This is a genomic window from Streptomyces sp. AgN23, assembly GCF_001598115.1.
Classification (GTDB): domain Bacteria; phylum Actinomycetota; class Actinomycetes; order Streptomycetales; family Streptomycetaceae; genus Streptomyces; species Streptomyces antimycoticus.
Genome location: NZ_CP007153.1, coordinates 4162404 through 4188356 on the forward strand (window position 1 = coordinate 4162404; position 25953 = coordinate 4188356).

Consider the following 25953-nt stretch of genomic DNA (forward strand, 5'->3'; position numbering starts at 1 on the left):
GTGCTCGGTCGCCCACGCGGCGGAGCCGCATATCGATTGCGGCCCTCGCTCCCTGTGCGCGCTCTCCCTTACGACAGCGACGCGCCCCTTCGGCTCGCCCCCAGCTACCGCTGGGAGGTACCCCCAGCCGGTTGACGGGGACACCCCCGTAACGATGGGCACCCATCGGCCTTGCCGCTGGGCCCTGGGTCAGTCCCCACCCAGCAGGGCCTCGACCTCCCCTTCCGTGGGCATCGCGGAGGAGCAGGCGAGGCGGGACGCGACGATGGCGCCCGCCGCGTTGGCGTACCGCATGACGCGCTCCAGGGGCCGGCCCGAGAGCAGTCCGTGGCACAGGGCGCCGCCGAACGCGTCGCCCGCGCCGAGTCCGTTGACCACCTCGACCGGGACGGGCGGGACCTCCGCGGTGGTGCCGTCGCGGTGCACGGCGAGCACCCCGCGCGGGCCCTGTTTGACGACGGCCAGCTCCACGCCCGCGTCCAGCAGCGCCTGCGCGCAGGCTTTGGGCTCGCGCGCACCGGTGGCGATCTCGCATTCGTCCACGTTGCCGACGGCGACGGTCGCATGGCGCAGCGCCTCGGTGTAGAAGGGCCGGGCGGTCTCCGGGTCGGCCCAGAACATCGGCCGCCAGTCGAGGTCGAAGACGGTGGTGCCGCTCTTGGCACGGGCGGCGAGCGCGGCGAGGGTGCTGGTGCGGCTGGGCTCCTCGCTGAGCCCGGTGCCGGTCATCCAGAAGATCCGGGTGGCGCGGATGGCGTCGAGGTCCAGCTCATCGGAGTGGATCTCCAGATCGGGTGCCTTGGGGCGGCGGTAGAAGTACAGCGGGAAGTCGTCGGGCGGGAAGATCTCGCAGAAGGTGACCGGGGTGGGGTACTGCTCGACGGGGGTGACGAAGCGGTCGTCCACCCCGAAGGCCCGCAGCTCCTGGTGGATGTAGTCGCCGAACGGATCCGCCCCGGTGCGGCTGATCACCGCGGAGCGGCGGCCGAAGCGGGCCGCGGAGACCGCGACATTGGTCGCCGAGCCGCCGAGAAACTTTCCGAACGATTCGACCTGCGGCAGTGGCACACCGGTCTGCAGCGGATACAGGTCCACTCCGCTGCGGCCCATCGTGATCAGGTCGTACGGCTCACTCATGCCTGCCCCTTCGGGAAAGACGCAGCTCAGGGTCTGGTGCACAGAACTCCGGGAGGTCCCCCGGCCCTTCAGGTCTAGACGTGTCCCCCAACCACTGTCAAGGCTTTGTCCTTACATACTGACGTCATCATTCGGGACCACCAGGGGCACGTTATCGCGTCGTTACGTCCAGATGAAATGTTGTCATGACAAAGCCTTGACAGAGGCCGGCCGCGAGGAGTTGGCTCCCGTTCTGCACGGCCGTGCCAACTCGACGGACCTGCCTTGAGAGGTACTGGAACGGATGGACCTCAGACTCAATCGACCCCGCAAACGGGTTCGCTGCCGACAAGACCGACACCCCCGGCTGAAGATCGCGGCGATCACCCACGCCCCTGGGAACACCTTCTGGGACACGATCCGCAAGGCGCCAAGGCCACGGACCTCGCCTACTCCAGCAACCGTTCCTAGTGACTGAGCGGGAGTGAGTCCTGGTGCCAGGACTCGTGCTCAGCCGTGTGCCCCAAACGGTTGTGGGCACACTGGTCCCCCGCTTTCGCTCCGCGTCCGGCGCCGACGGATCGTGTCCGTGGTCCGGGAACGCGGGGGCGGGTTTCCTCACGCCCCGGGATACCCGATGCGGCCTGGACGGTCCGATGCCCCGCACGATCGCTCCGGTCGTGCGGGGGCGGTGCCGTCCGTCGCCGGATCGGATGCCCCAGGGCGCGCCTGCCGATCGCCACCGCTGCCGCATGATGGCGAGTGGTCTTCCTTCTCTTCCCGGTGAGGGACTTTTGCCAGTGCTGAGCGCCCCAGCGACTGGTGTAGGCGGGATCGACGGACACAACAGTGATGCCAAGCTCGGCGGCCATGGACACCAGTCGGCCGCGCAGCCTGCTCACGGGCATGCCGGAGATCAGCCGTCGGAACCGCTTTCGCCGCCCGTGCTTCTCCCGGGTCTTCTCCGCTTGGAAGTTCAAGTCCTCGATCGCGATGGCCGCCCCGTAGCGTTTGGCCCAGTGCAGCAGACGGATCAGGGCATGCCGCGCCTGCGCATCCCGGTGCGATGCGCAGCCGGTGAGGTCGTAGTCGAACCTGCGGGGCGCACCGACGGGGTTGCCGTGGATGTCCAGATGCCAGGCGGCCAGATGGTCGGCGTTGGTGTCCACACCGACCAGCCCTCCGGACCGGACCGCCTCCAGCGGTACTGCCCGCACGGGCGGGGTCTGCCAGGAGGCAGTCAGGTACCAGCGGTCCCGCTCCACGTCGTACTGGATCCGGTATGCCACGGCACGGTTGGCCGCAACACGGTCGGCCCACTGCTCGCCCCGGTGCCGGAAGCCGACCCGGCAGGCCAGCACGTACCGGCCGTGGGGTCTGTTCGCCAGCCCGGCCAGCGGTGCCGGAAGCTTGATGCTCACCTCACCATCCGGGCTGACACGGATCGTCTCGTTCCCGTACCGCTTCCCCGACTCGCCGTCGGCCCGGAGGAACCAGCGCTCAGCCTCCCACCGCACACGCCACTTCGCCTCGGACATCTGGGCGGCCTGGAGGTTGTGCCGGTTGCGCAGCAGCTTCCTGCCACCCCGCACCACGCGCACCCGCCCGGCCTCACGATCCGCCCGCTCCCGCTCCAGCCAGTCCTCCAGCAGGCGCAGGCGCCGAGACTTGGCGAACCATTCCCGCCGGGAGCGGTAACCACCCGGCGAACCCTTGCAACCTTTCGCGCCGACCGGCAGCGACAGCCGACCAGTGATCATGTCGACCCCCGCCTGGAGGTTCTGGATATGCGCGAGCTGACCCCGCCGGGCCAGCGCCCACTGATCATGAGTGGCCTTGGTGACACTGCCCGCCCACCGCGAGGAAGACTGTCCGGTCAAAGCCCGCTTGCGCTGCGCCCACTGATCACTGTCATGAGCCAGCCCGGCCGCACAGCGGGCCTTCAAGTCCCGGGACGCCAGGGATCCCATCTGGCCACCGACCAGGCGCAGGGCCATCACGTCCTGCCCGGCCAAGCCCTTGAGGCCGGTGCGGATGGCCACCCCGGTCGGGCCGGGCGCCACGAACGGGTCCGCTACCTCGCGCAACCCGCCCACTCCCGCCACCCCCTACCCGGCACGAAGACTTCCCGTCACCGCAGCCAACGAGCATCACCCGCAAAGGTCACGCGTACGACGCAGGAGCTCCCGTTCCCTTCCGGGACCCATAACGCGGTCGTCGATGCTCACTCGTGCACACCAAAATGCTCCCAAGTGCTGTCAACCGACAGCAGATCCGAACCCCGACTGGTTCAAGTTCTTCATCGGCGTGATGCTGCTGCTCGCGACCCTCGTCAATCTGTGGGTGCGCCGTCAGGCCGCCAGGAGGTGACCGTCATGGCAACGAAGGAACCCAAGAACAGCCCCGCCGGCGCCGCGCAGGCCGCCGCACCGGCCGATGAGCCGGTGGTCCGGCTGCGGGGCGTGGGCAAGCTCTACGGGAACGTACGCGCCCTGGAGGGCATCGACCTGGCCGTCCGGCCGGGCCGGGTGACCTGTGTGCTCGGCGACAACGGCGCCGGCAAGTCCACCCTGATCAAAATCATCTCGGGGCTGCACCAGCACGACGAGGGCGAGTACCTCGTCGACGACAAGCCGGTGCGGCTGAACAATCCGCGTGACGCCCTGAGCCTGGGCATCGCCACCGTCTACCAGGACCTGGCCACCGTGCCCCTGCTGCCGGTGTGGCGGAACTTCTTCCTCGGCTCCGAGCTGACCCGCAGCCCCTGGCCGGGCGCCAGCTGGACATCCAGCGGATGAAGAAGATCAACGACGAGGAGCTGTCCGCCATGGGCATCCACCTCGACAACCTGGAACAGCCCATCGGCACCCTCTCCGGCGGCCAGCGGCAGTCCGTGGCCATCGCCCGGGCGGTCCACTTCGGGGCCCGGGTGCTGATCCTGGACGAGCCGACCGCGGCGCCAGGCGGCGTCATCTTCATCACCCACAACCCGCACCACGCCTATATGGTCGGCGATCACTTCGCGGTGCTGAGGCTCGGCGCGCTGGAGCTGAACGCGGCGCGCGAGGACGTCAGCCTCGAAGAGCTGACCAACCATATGGCGGGCGGCGCCGAACTGGCCGCGCTCAAGCATGAGCTGGCCCAGGTCCGCGGGGTCGATGTGGATGAGCTGCCCGAGGAGGTGACCGCCCCTTCCGCCTGACCGAACGCCTTCCCCCTGACCCCCTGACCCTCCGCCCCCTGGCCCCCTGGCCCCCTGGCCCCCTGGCCCCCTGACCCTCTGCCCCTCCGACCGTCTGACAGGACGCCATCCTCCGGACACCTTTCTCCTGACAAGACGTCCGAATGTCCTGACGAACTCTTGACGGCCGCCCGCCCGGCCGGTGAAGCTGCCCAAAACAGTACGACGCGGGCACCCCAGAACACCGAGGAGACCCTCTGCCATGACTGCCGACGCCTCCCCCGCACCCGCCCTGGACCGCATCCGGGTCGGCTCGGCCCCCGACTCCTGGGGGGTCTGGTTCCCCGACGACGACCAGCAGATCCCCTGGCAGCGCTTCCTCGACGAGGTCACGGAGGCCGGCTACCAGTGGATCGAGCTGGGTCCGTACGGCTATCTGCCGACCGACCCGGCCCGGCTCACCGAGGAGACCACCCGGCGCGGCCTCACCGTCTCCGCGGGCACCATCTTCACCTCGCTGCACCGGGGCCCCGAGGTCTGGGACGCCACCTGGGAGCATGTCTCCCAGGTGGCCGAGCTGACCCGGGCGATGAACGCCAAGCACCTGGTGGTCATCCCGTCCTTCTGGCGGGACGACAAGACCGCCGAGCTGATCGAGCCCCCGACGCTCACCGCCGAGCAGTGGCGCTATCTGTCCACCGGGATGGAGCGGCTCGGCCGTGAGGTGCGGGAGCGCTTCGGGCTCGACATCGTCGTCCACCCGCATGCCGACACCCATATCGACACCGAGGAGAACGTGGCCCGCTTCCTGGACGCCACCGACTCCGACCTGGTCAACCTCTGCCTGGACACCGGCCACTACGCCTACTGCGGCGGCGACAGCGTCAAGCTGATCGAGACCTACGGCGAGCGCATCGGCTATCTCCACCTCAAGCAGGTCGATCCGGAGATCCTCGCCGATGTGGTCGAGAACGAGGTGCCGTTCGGCCCCGCCGTCCAGCGCGGCGTCATGTGCGAACCGCCGAACGGCGTTCCGGAGCTGGGACCGGTCCTGACCGCGGCCCAGAACCTGGATGTGGACCTGTTCGCCATCGTCGAGCAGGACATGTACCCCTGCCCGCCCGACCAGCCCTTCCCCATCGCCGAGCGCACCCGGCGCTTCCTGCGCTCCTGCGGCGCCTGACCTCCCTTTCGCCCCCACGGGCCGCTTCGCCCCCACGGGCCGTCGAACCGTCCAGAGAGCAGAGAGAGAAGAGAGATCAGCCAATGACGCAGCAGGGAACGCTCGGGGTCGCCGTCATCGGGACCGGCAAGATGGGCGCCGACCATGTCCGCCGCATCAACGAGGTGATCAGCGGCGCCCGGGTGGCCGCCGTGGTCGACATCGACGAGGCGCGGGCCAAGGCGGTCGCCGACACCGCCGACGGCTGTCAGGCGTTCACCGACCCGGCCGCCGCGATGGCCGCCCCCGGCGTGGACGCGGTGCTGATCGCCTCGCCGGGACCCGCGCACGAGGCCGCGCTGCTCAGCGCGTTCGAGCACGATCTGCCGGTGCTGTGCGAGAAGCCGCTCACCCCGGACTCCGCGTCCGCGCTGCGGGTGCTGGAGGCCGAGCAGAAGCTGGGCCACCGCCGGGTCCAGGTGGGCTTCATGCGCCGCTACGACACCGAGTTCATGAAGCTCAAGGCGCTGCTGGCCGGTGGTGAGCTGGGCCGCCCGCTGCTGCTGCACTGCCGCCACCGGAATGCCTCGGTGCACTCGTACTTCACCAACGAGATGATGATCACCGACTCGGTGGTGCATGAGATGGACCAGTCGCGCTGGCTGCTGGAGCAGGAGATCGCCGCGGTCACCGTGCTCAAGCCGACCCCCAGCTCGCTGTCCCCCGAGCCGCTCAGCGACCCCCAGCTGGTGGTCTTCGAGACCACCGGTGGTGCGATCGTCAATGTGGAGATCTTCGCCACCTGCGGCTTCGGCTACCAGGTCCAGGCGGAGGCGGTTTGCGAACGGGGCACCGCCCGCGTCGGCGACGCCCACGGCATGCTGGTCAACCGGCCCGGCACCTGGGGCGGGGAGATCGCCCCCGACTTCGTCGCCCGCTTCGAGGAGGCGTACGACCGGGAGGTGCAGGCGTGGGTCAATGCCACCCGGCGCGGGGAGGTCGAGGGCCCCAGCACCTGGGACGGTTATGCCGCGACCGCCGTCAGCGAGGCGGGGGTCCGGGCCCAGGCCACGGGTGAGCGCACGATCGTCGAGATGATCGAACGCCCCGCCTTCTACAGCTGACGCCCCACAACTGACGACCCATCAACTGATGCCCAGCGGACCGGCCGTTTCCACGCGGCCGGTCCGCTGTGGCTGGTCCCTCTGTGGCTGGTCCCGCTGTCGTCGCGGCACCGGGTCCATCGTCGGGTGCGTCACTCCTGCGTCACAACCGTCACATCTCCACAGGTCTACGTCACAGGTGCTCAACAGCCCCTGGCCGCCCGTCACTCAGCGTCGTTGACCCGGGCACAGGCTGATGGAGCGTGAGCAGGCGCGCCGCGGCTCCCCCGACGGCCCCACTGGCCGTGGCCGCGACGACCTGCGGAAGGGCGTAAGAGATGACCGACCGGAGGCTGTGGTCCTACAAGGAGATCGCCGCGCATATCGGTGTGCAGACCGACACCGTGCGGTCCTACCGCAAGCACGGCCTGCTGCCGCCCCCCGATCTGGTGGAGGGCGGCAAGCCGTACTGGTACGCGGATACGATCCGCTCCTGGGTGGCCCGCAGACCCGGCAACCGCCGCGCCCGGCGGGACGCCAAGGACTAGCGGCGCCGTGGTGCCGTATCCCCGTGATCCGTTAGCGGCGGCCCGTGCTCACCCGGTCCCGCCCCGTCTCCCCGTCTCCGGACAGCCCGTCCTCCTCACACTGGCGGTCCGCCTCGCTGCCACTGGCGGCATCTGTGCCGGTCCCGGCGTCCGTGCGGCTTCCGGCGGGAGCGGACTCCCCCTCGCTCAGCCCGAACCGGGTGTGCAGCCGGCGCAGCGGGCCTGGGGCCCACCAGGTGGCCCGGCCGGTCAGCTTCATCACCGCCGGCACCAGCAGACCGCGCACCACCATCGCGTCCATCAGCACGGCCAGGGCGATGCCGAGCCCCAGCATCTTGGTGTTGGTGACCCGCGAGGTGCCGATGCCCACCATCACCACGGCGAGGATCAGCGCCGCCGCCGTGATCAGGCCGCCGGTGCGCCGCAGTCCGAACTCGACCGCCGTCTGATGGTCCCCGGTGCGGTCGTACTCCTCCTTGATCCGGGAGAGCAGAAAGACCCCGTAGTCCATGGAGAGACCGAAGGCGACGCAGAACATCAGGACGGGCAGGGTGGTCTCGATATCGCCGGAGGTGGTGAAGGAGAGCGGACCGGACAGATGCCCGTCCTGGAAGACCCACACCACCGCGCCGAACATCGCGGTCAGACTGAGTGCGTTGAGCAGCACCGCCTGAAGCGGTATCAGCACGCTGCCGGTGAGCAGGAAGACCAGCAGCAGGGTGACGGCGACGATGATGCCGACGGCCCAGGGCAGCCGGTCGCCTATGGAGTCCTTGGTGTCCACCAGGACGGCGGCGGTGCCGGTGACCGAGGTGGTGAATGGCGACTCCTGGGCGCGGATCGTGCGCACCAGGTCCTGGCTGGCGGCGTCCACGGCCTCGCCCTTGGGCAACACGGTGATGTCGGCCGAGCCACCGGCCAGACGCGCGGCCTCCGCCGGCCCCGGCTCGGCCACCCGCCGCCCGTCCGCGAACCGGCCCGCCGGGCCGTCCACCCGCAGCACCTGGGGGAGGGCTGAGACCTCGGCGCTGTAGTCGGCGAGGGCCTTGGTGCCGGTGTCGCCCTCGGCGAGGACCTCCACCGCGCCCCCGGGACCGCCGGGGAACCCCTCCCGGATGTGCTGCTGCACCACATGGGACTCGGCGCTCGACGGGAGCTGGCGGTCGTCCGCCGTGCCGAACTCCACCCTCAGGAACGGCAGTCCCAGCACGACCAGACCGGCGACGGTGGCCAGCGCGAACAGCGGGGCGCGCCGCATCACCAGCCGGGCGAGCCGCGCCCAGCCCGCCCCGGGCTCACCCTTGCGGGCCGGGCGGCCGCGGCGCAGCAGCCGGGTGAGGTCCAGTGCGTTGACCCGGTCCCCCAGCAGGATGAGCGCCGCGGGCAGGACCACCAGGGCGGCGGTGGCGGCGATCAGCACCACCGCGATCCCCGCATAGGCGAAGGAACGCAGGAAGTACTGCGGGAAGACGAGCATGGCGGCGAGCGAGGCGGCGACGGTCAGCGCCGAGAAGAGCACGGTGCGCCCGGCGGTGCGCAGCGTGGTCGCGACGGCGGGCAGCTTCTCCGCGCCCTGGGCCAGCTCCTCCCGGAAGCGGCGCACGATGAACAGGGCATAGTCGATGGCGAGTCCGAGGCCGAGCGCGGTGGTCAGGTTCTGCGCGAAGACCGAGACATCGGTGAACTCGGTGAGCCCGCGCAGCACCGCGTCGGTGCCGAGGATGGCGATGATGCCGACGCCGAGCGGAAGCAGGGCGGCCACGGCGCTGCCGAAGACCATGACGAGCAGCACCAGGGTGATGGGCAGGGCGATCATCTCGGCCCGCAGCAGATCCTCCTGGATGGTGGACTGCAGCTCATGGCGGACCGCGACCATCCCGCCGACCGATACCTCGACCGGGCCATGGGCGCCCCGGTAATGGGGCGCTATGCGCTCCAGCGTCTTGCCGGCGGCGGACTCGTCGCCCACGATCCGCGCGGCGATGATCGCCTCGCCCCGGTCACGGGCCCGCAGCGAGGGCGCGCCGGTGGCCCAGTACGAGGTGACACCGGTGACCGCCTGCTCATCCGAGAGCTTCTTGGCGAGGGCCCGGGCCTCGGCGGCGACGGCCGGGTCGTCCACGGTCCTGCCGCCGCTGTCGACGAGCAGGATCAGATTGGGCTGGGAGGCGGGGAAGCGCTTCTCCAGTGCCTTGGTGGCATACGAGGACTCGGCCGCCGGGTCCTCCCAGCCGCCGCTTCCCAGCCGGTCGGCGACCCCGCTCCCGGCCACGACGGCCAGTGCCGTGAAGAGCAGAGCGATCAGAAGGGACAGCCGCGGCCGCGCGGTGACCAGGCGCGTCCACCCTCCGATCCGCTCCCCGGGCGGGCGGTTGACATCGGTCATGGCGCGGTGTCCCCTTCACCTGTGCCCCATGCCGCCACCCACACGTCCGTAGGCAGCATGGGCCGCTGATTACCATAGGTGGTAAACACGAGCGACCGCTCGCGTTTCTCAAGAATGCGAGCGGGCGCTCGCGTTTGTCAATCGAACACGGAGAGCCGGGGAAAACAGGTGAGCGAGAGCAAGACGGACCTGCGCGACGAAACGGCGAAGCCGCGCCGCAGACAGGCGCGCGGTGAGCGCCGGATCCAGCAGCTGCTCGACGCCGCCGCCCATGTCTTCTGCCGCACCGGCTACACCTCGGCGAGCACCAACGCCATCGCCCGCGAGGCCGGGGTCTCCCCCGGCACGCTGTACCAGTTCTTCCCGAACAAGGAGGCCATCGCCGTCGAGCTCGGCGAGCGCCTCAACCGCCGGATGGTGGAGACCCACGGGACCGTCTTCACGCCCGAGAACGTCGGACTGCCCCTCGGCGAGCTGCTCGACACGGTCCTCGACCCGATGATCGAGTTCAATTGCGCGAATCCGGTCTTCCTGGCCCTGCTCCAGTCCTCCGACGCACCGGGCCGGCTCCTCGAAGAACACGCCGAACTGCACGACTCGATCCAGGACCGCATCAGCGAGCTGATCGGCGTCCGCAACCCCGGCCTCTCCCCCGAGCGCCGCACCCACACCACCACCATGGCGTTCGCCCTGTTCAAGGTCGGACTGACGCTGATCCTCGGCCATGAGGGCGCCGAACGGGAGGCGTACGTCGCGGAGTTGAAGGCCGCTCTGTACGGCTATCTCGCCCCGGTGCTCGGCACCGAGGGAGTCCGCGCCCGCCCCTGACCCCGCACCACGCCCCCTTCCCCGGCCCCTCGTATGCCCCGGACCGGGGAGAAGTGCGCGCGGGCGCGGCACACCTGTCACGGACCGGCGCACTACCGGCTTCCATCAATACCCCCTAGGGGTATAGAGTGGGACTCGTCAGGAGACGCTGAGGCATCCCGGTGCCTCCTGCGCACCGACCGTCACGCTCACCCCACACAGGAGAAACCCCATGAGCTCCGAGGCAGTCACCACCGTCTACCAGGTGACCGGCATGACCTGCGGCCACTGCGAAGGCTCCGTCGCCGAGGAGATCGGCACCCTCGACGGCGTCACCTCCGTCAAGGCCGTGGCGTCCACCGGGCAGGTCACCGTGATCTCGGCCGCTCCGCTGGACGACGAGACCGTCCGCGCCGCCGTGGACGAGGCGGGCTACGAGCTCGCCGGCCGGGCAGCCTGAGCGAGCCCCCACCAAACCTCCGCCGGACCGTACCGCCCTGCTCATACAGCCGCCGTACGGCCCGGCCCTCCTCCCAGGAGACCAGACATGACCAGCACGGCACCCCCCGCCGGGGCCGCCGCCGACACCACGGCGACGACCGGCGGGCCCTCGCAGGTCCAGCTCGCCATCGGCGGTATGACCTGTGCGTCCTGCGCCGCGCGCATCGAGAAGAAGCTCAACCGCCTCGACGGCGTCACCGCCACGGTGAACTTCGCCACCGAGAAGGCCAAGGTGTCCTACGGCGCGGGGATCGAGGTCGCCGACCTGATCGCCACCGTCGTCAAAACCGGGTACACCGCCGAGGAACCGCGCCCCGCCGTGCCCGAGCCCCGCACTCCCGGGGACACCGGCGCACCGGAGACCGACCGGCGCGGCGAGGCCGGACCGGACCCGCTGCGCCATCGCATGCTCGTCTCCCTCGCCCTGTCCCTGCCCGTCGTGGTGCTGGCGATGGTGCCGTCGCTGCAGTTCGACAACTGGCAGTGGCTCTCGCTCACCCTCGCCGCGCCGGTCGTCGTCTGGGGCGGCGCGCCCTTCCACAAAGCCGCCTGGACGGGCGTCCGGCACGGCGCGGCCACTATGGACACCCTGGTCTCCATCGGCACTCTGGCGGCCCTTGGCTGGTCCCTGTGGGCCCTGTTCTTCGGCCACGCGGGCATGCCGGGAATGCGCCACGGCTTCGATCTCACCGTCTCCCGGGCCGACGGCTCGTCTTCGATTTACCTGGAGACGGCCGCCGGGGTGACCACCCTGATCCTGCTGGGCCGCTTCCTGGAAGCGAAGTCCAAGCGGCGGGCGGGCGCGGCGCTGCGCGCGCTGCTGGAGCTCGGCGCCAAGGACGTGGCCGTGCTGCGCGGGGGGAGCGAGGTGCGGATCCCCGTCGGCGAGCTGGCGGTCGGCGACCGCTTCGTGGTGCGCCCCGGCGAGAAGATCGCCACCGATGGCACGGTGGTCGAGGGCTCCTCCGCCGTGGACGTCTCGACGCTGACCGGCGAATCGGTGCCGGTGGACGTGGTGGCCGGCGACGCGGTGGCGGGCGCGACCGTCAACACGGCGGGCCGGATCGTGGTCGAGGCCACCCGCGTGGGCGCGGACACCCAGCTCTCCCGCATGGCCAAGCTGGTCGAGGACGCGCAGAACGGCAAGGCCGAGGTGCAGCGGCTCGCCGACCGGGTCTCGGGGATCTTCGTGCCGATCGTGCTGCTGATCGCCCTCGGCACCCTGCTGGGCTGGCTGCTCACCACCGGCGAGACGGCCGCCGCCTTCACCGCGGCCGTGGCCGTCCTGATCATCGCCTGCCCCTGCGCCCTGGGCCTGGCCACCCCGACCGCGCTCATGGTCGGCACCGGCCGCGGCGCCCAGCTGGGCATCCTGATCAAGGGGCCCGAGGTGCTGGAGTCGACCCGCCGGGTGGACACCGTCGTCCTGGACAAGACCGGCACGGTGACGGCCGGGCAGATGCGGCTGCGCGGGGCCGTCACGGCGCCCGGCGTGGACGAGGAGGAGCTGCTGCGGCTCGCGGGCGCCCTGGAGCACGCCTCGGAGCACCCGATCGCGCGCGCCATCGCGGACGGCGCGGCCGAGCGGCTCGGCGACCTCCCGACGCCCGCGGACTTCCGGTCCGAGCCCGGCCTCGGCGTCCAGGGCACGGTGGACGGTCACGCCGTCCTGGTCGGCCGCGAGAAGCTGCTCGGCACATGGGCCATCGAACTGCCCGAGGACCTGGCGGCCGCCAAGGCGGCGGCCGAGTCGGAGGGGCGGACGGCGGTCGCCGTGGCCTGGGACGGTAGGGCGCGCGGCGTCCTCCTGGTGGCCGACGCCGTCAAGGAGACCAGCGCCGAGGCGGTCGCCCAGCTACGCGCCCTCGGCCTCACCCCGATACTGCTGACCGGCGACAACAGGCTCGTCGCCGAGGCGGTGGCCCGCGAGGTCGGCATCGACGACGTCATCGCCGAGGTGCTGCCCCAGGACAAGGTGGACGTCGTGCAGCGGCTGCAGGGCGAGGGCCGTACGGTCGCCATGGTGGGCGACGGGGTCAACGACGCGGCCGCCCTCGCCACCGCCGACCTCGGGCTCGCGATGGGCACGGGCACGGACGCGGCCATCGAATCCGGGGATCTGACACTGGTCCGGGGCGACCTGCGGGTGGCGGCGGACGCGATCCGGCTGGCGCGCCGGACGCTCGGCATCATCAAGGGCAACCTCTTCTGGGCCTTCGGCTACAACGTCGCCGCGCTCCCGCTCGCGGCCGCCGGACTGCTGAACCCTATGATCGCGGGAGCGGCCATGGCGTTCTCGTCCGTGTTCGTGGTGACGAACAGTCTGCGACTGCGGACCTTCACAGCGTCTACATAGATTCACCAAGTCCCCATAAGCCGCACAACACCCATACGGCAGAGCCTTGATCTTCAAATCGAGGCTCTTGCCCTTTTATGGCCCATATGGCAAGAGACGCAGATCACAGACAACCCAACGTAACCATCGAGGGGGGTCGCGAGTCTAATGGGACGGTGGGGATTCGTCTTGGGGGACGCGTCCCGCTACGCGTAGCCGGGACGACGTACTCGGGGAGCTTTGAGCGGCCCTCCCGTAGGTACGCGTCCCGGCGGATCGCGCACCGTACGGCCCGCAAGGGCCCGTGGACACCCGGCCGGATCCCGTGGGGGGAATCCGCTCCGGGGCAAGGGAAGCGCCCCGCTCCGACCCGTGGGGGGATCGGAAGCGGGGCGCTTCTCGGTATTTTTTGAGGCTCGGTTCGCCTCCGGGGCGCAAAAGCCTGTGTCGACAGCCGGCGTGCCCGGTCGCCCACGCGGCGGAGCCGCATATCGATCGCAGTCCTCGCTCCCCGCGCGCGCCTCCCTTTCGGCACAAGGCGCGCCCCTTCGGCTCGCCCCCAGCTACCGCTGGGAGGTGCCCCGGCCGGAAGACCCCATGGGGCGGATGCGCGAAGGTGCCCGGCTCAACTACAAGTGCCCCCGACCTATCAGGACGGGGGCACCGGAGAAGCGAAGGTCAGCGCTCCTCGACCGGGACGAAGTCGCGCTCGACGACGCCCGTGTAGATCTGGCGCGGGCGGCCGATGCGGGAGCCCGGCTCCTTGATCATTTCGTGCCACTGGGCGATCCAGCCCGGCAGCCGGCCGAGCGCGAACAGCACGGTGAACATCTCGGTCGGGAAGCCCATCGCCCGGTAGATCAGACCGGTGTAGAAGTCCACGTTCGGGTAGAGCTTGCGCTCGACGAAGTAGTCGTCCGCGAGGGCGTGCTCCTCCAGCTTGAGCGCGATGTCGAGCAGCTCGTCGGACTTGCCGAGCGCGGAGAGGACATCGTGCGCCGCCGACTTGATGATCTTCGCCCGGGGGTCGAAGTTCTTGTAGACGCGGTGCCCGAAGCCCATGAGCTTCACGCCGTCTTCCTTGTTCTTCACCTTGCGGATGAAGGTGTCGACGTCGCCGCCCGAAGCCTGGATGCCCTCGAGCATCTCCAGCACGGACTGGTTGGCGCCACCGTGCAGGGGACCCCACAGCGCGTTGATGCCCGCCGAGATGGAGGCGAACATATTGGCCTGCGAGGAGCCGACCAGCCGGACCGTGGAGGTCGAACAGTTCTGCTCGTGGTCGGCGTGCAGAATCAGCAGCTTGTCGAGCGCGGAGACCACGGTCGGGTCGAGCTCGTACTCCTGGGCGGGGACCGAGAAGGTCATCCGGAGGAAGTTCTCGACGTAGCCAAGGTCATTGCGCGGGTAGACAAAGGGGTGGCCGACCGACTTCTTGTACGCATAAGCGGCAATGGTCGGCAACTTGGCCAGCAGCCGGATCGTCGAGAGGTTGCGCTGCTTCTCGTCGAAGGGGTTGTGGCTGTCCTGGTAGAAGGTCGACAGCGCGCTGACCACGGAGGACAGCATCGCCATCGGATGGGCGTCCCGCGGGAAACCGTCGTAGAACCGCTTGACGTCTTCATGCAGGAGCGTGTGGCGGGTGATCTCCCCACGGAAGGCCGCCAGTTCATCGACGGTCGGCAGCTCCCCGTTGATCAGCAGGAAGGCGGTCTCCAGGAAGGAGGCGCGCTCCGCCAGCTGCTCGATGGGGTAGCCGCGGTATCGCAGGATGCCCTGCTCACCGTCCAGATAGGTGATCGCGGATTTGTACGCGGCGGTGTTGCCGTAACCGGAATCCAGGGTCACCAGACCGGTCTGGGCGCGCAGCTTGCCGATATCGAAGCCCTTGTCGCCGACGGTGCTGTCGACCACCGGGTAGGTGTACTCGCCGTCCCCGTACCGCAGTACTACAGAGTTGTCGCTCACGTCATCCCTCACCGACGTCTGGTTCTCTTCTTCGAGGTGCCCTGACTCCCCCCACCTTCCCCTACTCGGGTAGAGAACGTGCACTCGGGGTCGGCTGAAGAGCCTTTTGGCGGCACTCAGTGCCGCCTTCACGGCCATCCTGCCCCGTTCGTCATCGTTCGGAAACCCTCTTGACACGCTCGACTGTCACATCGCCGCCGAGTCGGTGGTCCAGCGCGGTACAGCGCCTCCCCGCCGAGACGGTGCGCACCGCTTGCCCCAGCGCGCGGCGCGAGCCGACCAGCACGACAAGGCGCTTGGCACGGGTCACCGCCGTGTACAGAAGGTTGCGCTGCAACATCATCCAGGCCCCGGTGGTCACCGGAATCACGACGGCCGGGTACTCACTGCCCTGTGACCGGTGGATGGTCACCGCATAGGCATGAGCCAGCTCGTCCAGCTCGTCGAAGTCGTACGGTACCTCCTCGTCCTCGTCCGTCCGCACGGTCAGCCGCTGTTCATCGGTGTCGAGTGAGGTGACGACGCCAACCGTGCCGTTGAAGACCCCGTTGGCCCCTTTCTCATAATTGTTACGGATCTGGGTCACCTTGTCGCCGACCCGGAAGACCCGGCCGCCGAAGCGGCGCTCCGCGAGGTCCGGACGGGCCGGGGTGATGGCCTGCTGAAGCAGTCCGTTGAGCGTGCCCGCGCCCGCCGGGCCCCGGTGCATCGGGGCCAGAACCTGCACGTCACGGCGGGGGTCGAGGCCGAACTTGGCGGGGATGCGGCGGGCCGCGACGTCGACCGTGAGCCGCCCGGCCTCCTCGGTGTCGTCCGCGACGAAGAGAAAGAAATCCGACAGGCCCTGGGTGACCGGCGGCACCCCCTCGTTGATCCGGTGGGCGTTGGTGACCACACCGGACTGCTGGGCCTGGCGGAAGATCCGGGTCAGCCGCACCGCCGGGACGGGGCTCCCGGGGGCCAGCAGATCGCGCAGCACCTCCCCGGCGCCCACGCTGGGCAGCTGGTCCACATCCCCGACGAAGAGCAGATGGGCACCGGGCGGAACCGCCTTGGCCAGCTTGTTGGCCAGCAGCAGATCGAGCATCGACGCCTCGTCGACCACGACCAGATCCGCGTCGAGCGGGCGGTCCCTGTCATATGCCGCGTCCCCGCCGGGCTTGAGCTCCAGCAGCCGGTGGACGGTGGACGCCTCCGCGCCGGTCAGCTCGGACAGCCGCTTGGCGGCCCGGCCGGTGGGCGCCGCCAGCACCACCTTCGCCTTCTTGGCGCGGGCCAGCTCCACCACGGACCGCACGGTGAAGGACTTGCCGCAGCCCGGCCCGCCGGTGAGCACCGCCACCTTCTCGGTCAGCGCGAGCCGCACCGCCTGGCTCTGCTCGGGCGCCAGCTCGGCGCCGGTGCGGCTCGCCAGCCAGCTCAGCGCCTTGTCCCAGTCCACATCCCGGAAGGCGGGCAGCCGGTCCTCCTGGGTGCGCAGCAGCCTCAGCACCTGGCCGGCGAGGGAGATCTCGGCGCGGTGGAAGGGCACCAGATAGACCGCGGAGACCGGCTCGCCGTCCGCCGGGCCCGGGACCGGCTCGCGCACCACGCCCTCGTCCTCGGCCGCCAGCTCCCCCAGGCAGTCGATGACCAGACCGGTGTCCACCTGGAGCAACTTCACGGCGTCCGCGATGAGTTGCTCCTCGGGGAGATAGCAGTGGCCCTGGTCGGCGGACTGGGACAGCGCGTACTGCAGACCGGCCTTCACTCGATCGGGGCTGTCATGGGGAATGCCGACCGACTGGGCGATCTTGTCGGCGGTGAGGAAGCCGATGCCCCAGACGTCGGACGCCAGCCGGTACGGCTCGTTCTTCACGACCGAAATCGACGCGTCGCCGTACTTCTTGTAGATCCGCACCGCGATGGAGGTGGAGACGCCCACCCCCTGAAGGAAGACCATCACCTCCTTGATGGCCTTCTGCTCCTCCCAGGCCGCGGCGATCATCTTGGTGCGCTTGGGGCCGAGGCCCGGAACCTCGACCAGCCGCTCGGGCCGCTCCTCGATGACATCGAGGGTGTCCACGCCGAAGTGCTCGGTGATCCGGTCGGCGATCCGGGGGCCGATGCCCTTGATCAGGCCCGAGCCGAGATAGCGCCGGATGCCCTGGACGGTGGCGGGGAGGACGGTCTGGTAGTTCTCGACGGTGAACTGTTTGCCATATTGCGGATGGGAACCCCAGCGGCCCTCCATCCGCAGTGACTCGCCCGGCTGGGCTCCCAGCAGCGATCCGACCACGGTCAGCAGATCGCCCGAGCCCCGGCCGGTGTCGACCCGCGCGACCGTATAGCCGTTCTCCTCATTGGCGTAGGTGATCCGCTCCAGGACCCCTTCGACCACCGCGAGTTTGAGCATGCCTCGACCGTACCGCCGGGAGGCGACAGGCGGTTCGGGCCTGTGGACAACGCCTGCGGACAACGCCTGCGGACAGCGCCCGTGGACAGCGCCAGTGGACAGCGCCCGTGGGGAAGAACAGGTCGTGGATCCCACGGCGGAATATCACGATCCGGTTTCACCGGCGACCGACCCCTTGCCTCCTTCGATGTAATCGATTCCAATCCATGTAATCGATTCCACAAGGAGGTGGACGATGCCGGCCATCAAGGACGTGGCGCGGCGTGCCGGGGTCTCCGTCGCGACGGTCTCACGGGTGCTCAATGACCACCCCTCCGTTCGCCTGGACACCCGTGAACGGGTGCTCGCCGCGGTCGCCGACCTCGGCTACCGCCCCAACGCGGTGGCCCGCTCGCTGCGCACCGATCAGACCCGGACCCTGGGGCTGGTCATCAGCGACGTGCTGAATCCCTTCTTCACCGAGCTGGCCCGCTCGGTCGAGGACGCCGCCCGCGAGCTGGACTACAGCGTGATCATCGGCAACGCCGACGAGCGGCCCGAACTCCAGGACCACCATGTGCGCACCCTCATGGACCGCCGCATAGACGGCCTGCTGGTCAGCCCCACCGACGGCGGCTCCCCGATGATGCTGGCCGCCGCCCGCGCCGGCACCCCCATGGTCTTCGTCGACCGCTGGATCGAGGGCGAGGGCCTGGACGCGGTGCCGGTGATCCGCACCGACGGACGGGGCGCCATCCGCGATCTGGTGGACCATCTGTGCGCCCTCGGACACCGCCGGCTCGCGATCATCGCGGGCCCGGCGGCCACCACGACCGGCCGCGAACGGGTGGACGCCTTCCGCTCGGCGCTGCGCGAGTTCGGTCTGGCGCTGTCCGAGGACCACATCGGCCAGGGGGACTTCCAGGCGGACAGCGGCCGCCGGGTGACCGCCCGCTTCCTCGATCTGCCGCACCCCCCGGACGCGATCTTCGCCGCGGACAACCTGATGGCGCTCGGCGCGATGGACGAGATCCGCGCGCGGGGGCTGCGGGTGCCGGGCGATGTGGCGCTCGCCGCGTTCGACGACATCCCCTGGTTCGTCCACACCGATCCACCGATCACCGCCGTCGCCCAGCCGACCGGAGCGCTCGGCCATGCCGGCGTACGCGCGCTGATCGACCTCGTCGAGGGGCGGCCCGCCGAATCGGTGACCCTGTCCGCCCGCCTGGTCACCCGCCGCTCGTGCGGCGAGCCCGAAGGGAGCAAGCCATGAGTGCCGAGTCCGAACGGTCCTCCCCCGGCGGGGCGGAGCTGCTGCGCATGGAGGGGGTCCGTAAGACCTTCCCCGGGGTGATCGCCCTGGACGGGGTGGACTTCGATCTGCGCCGGGGCGAAGTGCACGTCCTCCTGGGCGAGAACGGCGCGGGCAAGTCCACGCTGATCAAGATGCTCTCCGGCGCCCACCGCCCCGACGGGGGCCGGATCCTGGTCGACGGCGGCCCGGTGCGCATCAACAGCGCGCAGGACGCCGAGCGGCTCGGGATCGCCACCATCTACCAGGAGTTCAACCTCGTCCCGGACCTCACCGTGGCCGAGAACATCTTCCTGGGCCGCCAGCCGCGCCGCTTCGGCATGATCGACCGCAAGACCATGGACGAGCGCGCCGCCGAACTGCTGGCCCGCGTCGGGGTGGACGTCGCGCCCCGGACCCGCGTCCGGGACCTCGGTATCGCCCGGCTGCAGATGGTGGAGATCGCCAAGGCGCTGAGCCTGGACGCCCGCGTCCTGATCATGGACGAGCCGACCGCCGTGCTCACCACCGAGGAGGTCGACAAGCTCTTCCGGATCGTGCGAACCCTGCGCGCGGACGGGGTGGGCGTCGTCTTCATCACCCATCACCTGGAGGAGATCGCCGCCCTGGGCGACCGCGTCACCGTGCTGCGCGACGGCCGCAGCGTCACCCAGGTCCCGGCCACCACCGAGCAGGACGAGCTGGTGCGGCTGATGGTGGGCCGCTCCATCGAGCAGCAGTACCCACGGGAGCGCACGGACGCCGGTGACCCCCTGCTGAAGGTCCGGGGGCTCACCCGGAACGGCAGCTTCCAGGACATCGGCTTCGACGTGCGCGCCGGGGAGGTGGTGGGCCTGGCCGGGCTGGTCGGCGCGGGCCGTACGGAGGTCGTCCGGGCGCTCTTCGGCGCCGACCCGTACGACTCCGGCTCCGTCGAGGTGCTCGGCCGTCCGCTGGCCCGCCATGACGTGGTGGCCGCCATGCGGGCCGGGATCGGCCTGGTCCCCGAGGACCGTAAGGGCCAGGGCCTGGTCCTGGACGGCAGCGTCCAGGAGAACCTGGGCCTGGTCACGCTGCGCGCCGCCACCCGCGCCGGGCTCGTCGACCGGGCCGCCCAGCGGAGCGCGGCGGCCGGGGTCGCCGAGCGGCTGGCCGTCCGGATGGCCGGGCTGGACCAGCGGGTGCGCACCCTGTCCGGCGGCAACCAGCAGAAGGTCGTCATCGGCAAGTGGCTGCTCGCCGACAGCAAGGTGCTCATCCTCGACGAGCCGACCCGCGGTATCGACGTGGGCGCCAAGGTCGAGATCTACCAGCTCATCAACGAACTCACCGCGTCCGGCCACGCCGTTTTGATGATCTCCAGCGATCTGCCCGAGGTGCTGGGGATGAGCGACCGGGTCCTGGTCATGGCCCAGGGCCGGATCTCGGGCGAGCTGACCGCGCGAGAAGCGACCCAGGACGCCGTGATGGCCCTGGCAGTGAAGGACGTCAAGGGCGCCGACGAAGGAGTCGGCGGCAACGAAAAGGAGGGCCCCCGTGGCCACTGACACGCTTACGAAGGACCCCGGGGGCTCGGCGGTGCTGCGCCGCGTGCTGCTCGACAACGGCGCCCTGAGCGCCCTGGTACTGCTGGTGGCGGCCATGTCGCTGCTCTCCGGCGACTTCCTCACCACCGGCAATCTCCTGAACGTCGGCGTCCAGGCGGCGGTCACCGCGATCCTCGCCTTCGGCGTCACCTTCGTCATCGTCGCCGCGGGGATCGACCTGTCGGTCGGCTCGGTGGCCGCGCTGTCCGCCACCGTGCTCGCCTGGTCGGCGACCTCACAGGGGCTGCCGGTGTGGATCGCCGTGCTCCTGGCCGTCGCCACCGGTATCGCCTGCGGCCTGATCAGCGGGGCGCTGGTCTCCTTCGGGAAGCTGCCGCCGTTCATCGCCACGCTCGCGATGCTGTCGGTCGGCCGCGGCCTGGCCCTGGTGATCTCCCAGGGCAGCCCGATACCGATCCCCGACTCGATGTCCGGCCTCGGCGACACCATCGGCGGCTGGCTGCCCATCCCGGTGCTCGTGATGATCGGCATGGGGCTGATCACCGCGGGTGTGCTGGGCCGTACGTACGCGGGTCGCGCGATGTACGCGATCGGCGGCAACGAGGAGGCCGCCCGGCTCTCCGGGATCCGGGTGACCCGCCAGAAGCTGGTCATCTACGCGCTCTCCGGCGGCTTCGCGGCCGTCGCGGGCATCGTGCTCGCCTCCCGGCTGTCCTCCGCCCAGCCGCAGGCGGCCGTCGGCTACGAACTCGACGCGATCGCCGCGGTCGTCATCGGCGGCGCGAGCCTGTCCGGTGGCGTCGGTAAGGCGTCCGGCACGCTCATCGGCGCGCTGATCCTCGCGGTGCTGCGCAACGGGCTCAACCTGCTGGAGGTCTCCCCCTTCTGGCAGCAGGTCGTCATCGGGGTCGTCATCGCGCTCGCGGTGCTGCTGGACACGGTGCGCCGGCGCGCCGGGGCCGGCCCGGGCGCGCCCGGGGCCGCGGCGGGCGGACCGTCCGGTGGCGGCCGTAAGAAGGCCGTCAACGCGGGCAAGTTCGCGCTGGCCGCCATGGTCGTCGCCGCCATCGCCTTCGGTGCCTCCGTCTGGCGCTCCGGCTCCTCCGGGGGCGCGTCCACCAAGGTCGGGCTCTCGGTCTCCACTCTCAACAACCCCTTCTTCGTGCAGCTGAAGGCGGGCGCCCAGGAGGAGGCCAAGCGGGCCGGGGTCAGCCTTACGGTCACCGACGCCCAGAACGACGCCTCCCAGCAGGCCAATCAGATCCAGAACTTCACCAGCCAGAACATGAAGTCGATCATCATCAACCCGGTCGACTCCGATGCCGCGGGCCCGTCCGTCCGGGCCGCCGACAAGGCGGGCATCCCGGTGCTGGCCGCCGACCGTGGCGTCAACAACGCGAAGATCGCGACCCTGGTGGCCTCGGACAACATCACGGGCGGCAAGCTGGCCGCCAAAACGCTGGCCGAGCGGCTCGGAAAGAAGGGCACGATCCTGGTGCTGCAGGGCACTCCCGGCACCTCCGCCTCGCGTGAGCGCGGTAAGGGCTTCGCGGAGGGCCTCAAGGCGTACCCGGACATCAAGGTCGTCGGCAAGCAGACCGCCGACTTCGACCGGGCCAAGGGGCTGGATGTGACCACCAATCTGCTCCAGGGCCACCCGGGCATCGACGGGATCTTCGCCGAGAACGACGAGATGGCGCTCGGCGCGGTCAAGGCGCTCGGCTCCAAGGCGGGCAAGTCCGTGGATGTCGTCGGCTTCGACGGCACCCCGGACGGGCTCAAGGCCGTCGAGAACGGCACCCTCGCCGCGACCGTCGCCCAGCAGCCCAAGGAGTTGGGCCGGATGGTGGTACGGAACGCCGTCAAGGCGGCCAAGGGGCAGAAGATCGACGGCACGGTGAAGGTACCGGTGAAGGTCGTCACTGCGAAGTGACAAACGAAAGGACGTGCGGATGCACGACTACGACCTGCTGGTCGTGGGGTCGGCCAACGCCGATCTGGTGATCGGAGTCGACCGCCGCCCCGGGGCCGGCGAGACCGTCCTCGGGTCCGACCTCGCGGTCCACCCGGGCGGCAAGGGCGCCAACCAGGCCGTCGCCGCCGCCCGGCTGGGGGCCCGGACGGCGCTGCTGGCCCGGGTCGGCGACGACGACTACGGCCGGCTGCTGCTGGATTCGCAAGCGAAGGCCGGGGTCGACACCGCCGGCGTCCTCGTCGGCGGCGCGCCCACCGGGGTCGCGCTGATCACGGTGGACCCCTCGGGTGACAACAGCATCGTGGTCTCCCAGGGCGCCAACGCCCGGCTGACCCCCGGCGACGTCCGGGCCGCGGCGAGCCTGCTGGCCGCGGCGCGGGTGGTCTCGCTGCAGTTGGAGATCCCCCTGGAGACGGTCGCCGAGGTGGTCCGCGCGGCGGGCGCGGGCTTCGGCGGCCGCCCCGGGCCGCGGGTGGTGCTCAACCCCTCGCCGACCGCCCCGCTGCCCACCGATGTGCTGGCCGCCTGCGATCCGCTGGTGGTCAACGAGCACGAGGCGCGGTTCCTGCTGAGCGACGCCCCGGTGGGGTCCTCGGACGACCCCGAGGAGTGGGCCGACGCCCTGCTGTCGCGCGGTCCGCGCTCGGTCGTGGTGACCCTGGGCGCCGAGGGCGCGCTGGTCGCCGACGGCGACCGTACGGTGCTGGTGCCCAGTCCCGCGGTGACGGCCGTGGACACCACGGGCGCCGGGGACGCCTTCACCGGCGCGCTCGCCTGGCGCCTCGGCGTCGGCGACGACCTGACGACCGCGGTGCGGTTCGCGGTGCGCGTGGGCGCCGCCGCGGTGACACGGGCCGGGGCGCAGGCGTCGTTCCCGAGCGCCGAGGAGGTGGCGGCGCCGTGAAGCGATCCGGGATTCTCAACCGCCGTCTGAGCGCGGGCATCGCCCTGTTGGGCCACACCGACACGGTGATGGTGTGCGACGCGGGCCTTCCGATACCGGACGGGCCGTTCGTGGTGGACCTCGCCTTCACGGCCGGGGTGCCGTCGTTCGAGCGGGTGCTCACCGGGCTGCTGGACGAGCTGGTGGTCGAAGCGGCCACGGCGGCGCGGGAGGTACGCGACCACAACCCCGGGGCGACCGCCCTGCTCGACCGCCTCTTCCCGGCTCCCGCGCTGGATCTGGTCCCGCACGAGGAACTCAAGACGATGACAGGACGGGCGAGGCTGGTGGTGCGTACGGGGGAGGCGCGGCCGTACGCGAACGTACTGCTGCGGTGCGGGGTGCCGTTCTGAGGGGTGCGACGCGCGGTCGCCCCCGGGGCGCGGTGCGAGACGTTTCGAGGGGCCCGGCCTTGGCCGGGCCCCTCGTTTCCCCCTCCACAGGGCTCCCTCTCAATCCCCCCGGATCCTCCCCAGGAAGCCCGATGCCAGGTACGACCCACCAAGGGTGGGAACGGTTGCACGGTTTCCGGTAGTTATCGATCCGTTACGAGACATCAGCCCAGGACATTTTCTCGGGCCGCGACAACCTCGGGTGGGGCCGCACGTCTGGTGGGGTGAAGGCGGGTTCCGGAACGGGTCCTTCGGGCCCTCGGTACGCGCCTCCCCATCAGCGTTCGCCCAATCCTTTCGGGAGTCGTTCCGTATGCAGCACGACCGCGCCAAGAAGCCCAACCGCCGTCTGCGCCCCTGGATCGTGGGGTCGGCCGCCGGTATCGCCCTGATCGTGGGCGGGGGCATCGCCGCCCAGGCGGCCACCGGCGACCACTCCGGCCCGGCCAAGCCGGCCCCGTCGGCGACCTCGAAGCCGGAGCCCACCAAGCCGCCCACCACCAGCAAGCCGGAGCCCACGAAGCCGCCCACCGGCAAGCCCGAACCGACCCAGCCGCCGGCCAACGGGCCCGAGCCCACGCTGCCGCCCACCAGCGTCCCCGAGCCGACCCAGCCGCCCACAAGCAGGCCCGAGCCCACCAAGCCGCCCACCACGCGCCCGGAGCCCACCAAGCCCGCACCCACACCGCCGCACACCAGCGTGCCCGCGCCCACCAAGCCCAGCCGCTAGCCCGACCACGGGTGGGGCGGGGCCGGATCCGGAGCCGGTCCCGCCGCACCGATGAGGTGAACGAGGACGATGCAGCTCACTCTTGTCCTGCCCTGGTGGGCCCGGTTGCCCTGGTGGACCCGGCTGCTCCGCCGCGCCCGGACGACCGCCTCGACACCGCCGGTGGAGACACCGCGCGCCGGGCGGCGGCTGCGGGCGCTGAGGCCGGTGGGCGGCCGGGGCGACGGCGAGCCCGGCCCCACGCTGGCCGATCTGTACCGGGCCCGGCGGCTGGACATGATCCGGCTGGCGGTCTTCCTGGTGGACGACCTGCACACCGCCGAGGACGTCGTCCAGGACGCCTTCGCCGCCGTCTGCCGCCGCCACGGCTCACGGCTGGACAGCCTCCAGGACGCACACGCCTATCTGCACACCGCCGTGGTCAACGCCGCCCGCTCGGTCCTGCGCCGACGGCGTACGGCGCGCGCCTACACCCCGCCGTACCAGGGGCCGGGAGCGCCCGTGGACGAGCCGCTGCTGCTCGCCGAGGAACACCGGCAGGTCCTCGACGCGCTGGCCGAACTCACCGCGCGCCAGCGCGAGGTGCTGGTGCTGCGCTACTGGTCAGAGCTGTCCGAAGCCCAGATAGCCGAAACGCTGGGCGTCTCCCGAGGCACCGTGAAGTCGACCGCGAGCCGTGCGCTCGTCACTCTGGAAAAGCTGCTGGAGGCGGCCCGATGAGCACTCCCCCACCCGTCGAGGACCGGTTGCGCGCCGCGCTCGACGCCCGTGCGCGGCTCATCGACGTCCACGAGCTGTCCCCGTACCGGCCGCCCACCGGCCCGGCCTGGGGCACGCGGCGGATCCGGCGGGTCGCGTCCGCCGTCGCCGTGGCGGCGGCAGCGGCGGCGGCCGTCGCCTTCCTGCTGCTGTCCGGCTCCCCGGAGGACAACCGCCCGGCCCCGCCCGCCCGCGACCCCCACACCTCGCCTCCGGCCACCTCGGCCCCCTCGGCGCACGGCTCGCCCACGTCCGAGCCCTCCCCGACCTCGCCGCCCGCCACCCCGCCCCCGACCTCCACCGCCACCCAGCGCTGACCGGCCGCCCCGCACGCGCTGGGTGATACGCCGCGCTCTTGGTCAGTCGCGGGTAGCACCCTCCGGCCAGATCACCCGAGACCGGACACCGGTGCGCTCGGCGTAGGCCACGACATCGGCCGTGCCGCCGTACCCACGGGCCGGCTGCCCGTCCCAAACGGCGACCAGCTCATCCACCGCGCCCACCAGAATCTCGCTTCCGGCCATGTGCGCCTGGGAGCCCGACTCCACCATGCCTGTGCGGTGGATGTCGGCGGCCTGTTGGATGAGACGGTCATAGGTCTGGTGGTGCTCCTCCGGCAGGCCCTCGCGGTACTTCTCCGCAGGGACCACCACCTCCAGGCGGCCACCAGCCTCCAGCACCAGCTCAGCGAACCAGGCGTCCGGGCCGTCGGCGATACACGAGACCCCGGTCAGGTCAGGACCGTAGCGCGCAAGTTCCTCTTGAAGGGCCCGGCGGACCAAACGCTCCGTCTCTGGGGGGAGACCGCGGTGGCCGGTGATGCCGAGGCGCATGG

At 70.8% G+C, this 25953-nt stretch carries 20 protein-coding genes and 1 pseudogene; 15 read left to right on the forward strand and 6 right to left on the reverse strand.

All coding sequences use genetic code 11. From position 1 onward, the window contains the following. Nucleotides 1-189: 189 nt before the first annotated feature. Complete coding sequence (gene iolC, locus AS97_RS17775; RefSeq protein WP_210565259.1) at nt 190-1137, reverse strand: 5-dehydro-2-deoxygluconokinase; 948 nt, start codon at nt 1135-1137, stop codon at nt 190-192. A 446-nt stretch (nt 1138-1583) separates the two neighbouring features. Continuing rightward, entirely contained in the window at nt 1584-3212 is a 1629-nt protein-coding gene (locus tag AS97_RS17780) for an IS200/IS605 family accessory protein TnpB-related protein (RefSeq protein ID WP_210565260.1), read from the reverse strand. A 279-nt stretch (nt 3213-3491) separates the two neighbouring features. Here AS97_RS17780 and AS97_RS17785 point away from each other — a divergent pair. The 4 genes and pseudogenes from AS97_RS17785 (at nt 3492) to AS97_RS17800 (ending at nt 7110) form a co-directional block, all read left to right on the forward strand. Further along, nucleotides 3492-4318: pseudogene (locus AS97_RS17785) on the forward strand (ATP-binding cassette domain-containing protein). Nucleotides 4319-4559: 241 nt separating this feature from the next. Beyond that, nucleotides 4560-5480, forward strand: coding sequence for a sugar phosphate isomerase/epimerase (locus tag AS97_RS17790; RefSeq protein ID WP_210565261.1), 921 nt, complete (start codon nt 4560-4562; stop codon nt 5478-5480). An 83-nt stretch (nt 5481-5563) separates the two neighbouring features. After that, nucleotides 5564-6583, forward strand: a complete 1020-nt coding sequence (locus AS97_RS17795; RefSeq protein ID WP_059142135.1) for a Gfo/Idh/MocA family oxidoreductase — start codon at nt 5564-5566, stop codon at nt 6581-6583. A gap of 317 nt (nt 6584-6900) precedes the next feature. Then, nucleotides 6901-7110: a MerR family transcriptional regulator gene (locus tag AS97_RS17800; protein WP_014060813.1), complete on the forward strand. Its 210-nt coding sequence runs from the start codon at nt 6901-6903 to the stop codon at nt 7108-7110. Between the two features lie 31 nt (nt 7111-7141). On the opposite strand, the gene AS97_RS17805 is transcribed toward AS97_RS17800, so the two are convergent. Continuing rightward, nucleotides 7142-9496, reverse strand: a complete 2355-nt coding sequence (locus AS97_RS17805; protein ID WP_210565262.1) for an MMPL family transporter — start codon at nt 9494-9496, stop codon at nt 7142-7144. Between the two features lie 168 nt (nt 9497-9664). Between AS97_RS17805 and AS97_RS17810 the strand changes: the two genes are divergently transcribed. From AS97_RS17810 to AS97_RS17820, 3 genes are all read left to right on the forward strand, one after another. Then, a complete protein-coding gene (locus tag AS97_RS17810) occupies nt 9665-10324 on the forward strand; it encodes a TetR/AcrR family transcriptional regulator (protein WP_210565263.1) in 660 nt (219 codons plus the stop codon). A gap of 211 nt (nt 10325-10535) precedes the next feature. Next, nucleotides 10536-10763, forward strand: a complete 228-nt coding sequence (locus tag AS97_RS17815; protein ID WP_059142133.1) for a heavy-metal-associated domain-containing protein — start codon at nt 10536-10538, stop codon at nt 10761-10763. 87 nt (nt 10764-10850) lie between these two features. Further along, nucleotides 10851-13160, forward strand: a complete 2310-nt coding sequence (locus tag AS97_RS17820; RefSeq protein ID WP_210565264.1) for a heavy metal translocating P-type ATPase — start codon at nt 10851-10853, stop codon at nt 13158-13160. A 657-nt stretch (nt 13161-13817) separates the two neighbouring features. On the opposite strand, the gene AS97_RS17825 is transcribed toward AS97_RS17820, so the two are convergent. Together AS97_RS17825 and AS97_RS17830 are read right to left on the reverse strand one after the other, a co-directional pair. Then, nucleotides 13818-15107 (reverse strand): citrate synthase, encoded by a 1290-nt coding sequence (locus AS97_RS17825; protein WP_059142131.1) that lies wholly within the window; start codon nt 15105-15107, stop codon nt 13818-13820. A 151-nt stretch (nt 15108-15258) separates the two neighbouring features. Further along, entirely contained in the window at nt 15259-17502 is a 2244-nt protein-coding gene (locus AS97_RS17830) for an ATP-dependent RecD-like DNA helicase (RefSeq protein ID WP_086710506.1), read from the reverse strand. A gap of 235 nt (nt 17503-17737) precedes the next feature. On the opposite strand from AS97_RS17830, the gene AS97_RS17835 reads away from it, so the two are divergent. The 8 genes from AS97_RS17835 (at nt 17738) to AS97_RS17870 (ending at nt 25435) form a co-directional block, all read left to right on the forward strand. Then, nucleotides 17738-18754 carry a LacI family DNA-binding transcriptional regulator gene (locus AS97_RS17835; protein WP_059142129.1) on the forward strand — a complete coding sequence of 339 codons (1017 nt, stop codon included), beginning with the start codon at nt 17738-17740 and terminating at the stop codon, nt 18752-18754. Next, the gene (locus AS97_RS17840; RefSeq protein WP_210565265.1) at nt 18751-20319 is read left to right on the forward strand and encodes a sugar ABC transporter ATP-binding protein; all 1569 of its coding nucleotides are present in this window, start codon (nt 18751-18753) and stop codon (nt 20317-20319) included. Before AS97_RS17835 ends, AS97_RS17840 begins: the two co-directional genes overlap by 4 nt. After that, the gene (locus AS97_RS17845; RefSeq protein WP_210565266.1) at nt 20309-22252 is read left to right on the forward strand and encodes a substrate-binding domain-containing protein; all 1944 of its coding nucleotides are present in this window, start codon (nt 20309-20311) and stop codon (nt 22250-22252) included. The genes AS97_RS17840 and AS97_RS17845 overlap by 11 nt, the downstream gene beginning before the upstream one ends. A gap of 19 nt (nt 22253-22271) precedes the next feature. After that, nucleotides 22272-23198, forward strand: a complete 927-nt coding sequence (gene rbsK, locus AS97_RS17850; RefSeq protein WP_059142126.1) for a ribokinase — start codon at nt 22272-22274, stop codon at nt 23196-23198. Continuing rightward, nucleotides 23195-23590, forward strand: a complete 396-nt coding sequence (gene rbsD, locus AS97_RS17855) for a D-ribose pyranase (protein ID WP_059142125.1) — start codon at nt 23195-23197, stop codon at nt 23588-23590. Before rbsK ends, rbsD begins: the two co-directional genes overlap by 4 nt. 352 nt (nt 23591-23942) lie before the next feature. After that, entirely contained in the window at nt 23943-24359 is a 417-nt protein-coding gene (locus tag AS97_RS17860) for a hypothetical protein (protein WP_059142124.1), read from the forward strand. A 69-nt stretch (nt 24360-24428) separates the two neighbouring features. Continuing rightward, nucleotides 24429-25079 (forward strand): SigE family RNA polymerase sigma factor, encoded by a 651-nt coding sequence (locus AS97_RS17865; protein WP_059142123.1) that lies wholly within the window; start codon nt 24429-24431, stop codon nt 25077-25079. Then, nucleotides 25076-25435: a hypothetical protein gene (locus tag AS97_RS17870; RefSeq protein ID WP_059142122.1), complete on the forward strand. Its 360-nt coding sequence runs from the start codon at nt 25076-25078 to the stop codon at nt 25433-25435. The genes AS97_RS17865 and AS97_RS17870 overlap by 4 nt, the downstream gene beginning before the upstream one ends. Nucleotides 25436-25477: 42 nt before the next feature. Here AS97_RS17870 and AS97_RS17875 read toward each other — a convergent pair whose 3' ends face one another. Beyond that, on the reverse strand, nt 25478-25951 hold the full coding sequence (locus AS97_RS17875; RefSeq protein ID WP_086706019.1) for a hypothetical protein: 474 nt from the start codon (nt 25949-25951) through the stop codon (nt 25478-25480). Between the last annotated feature and the right edge of the window lie 2 nt (nt 25952-25953).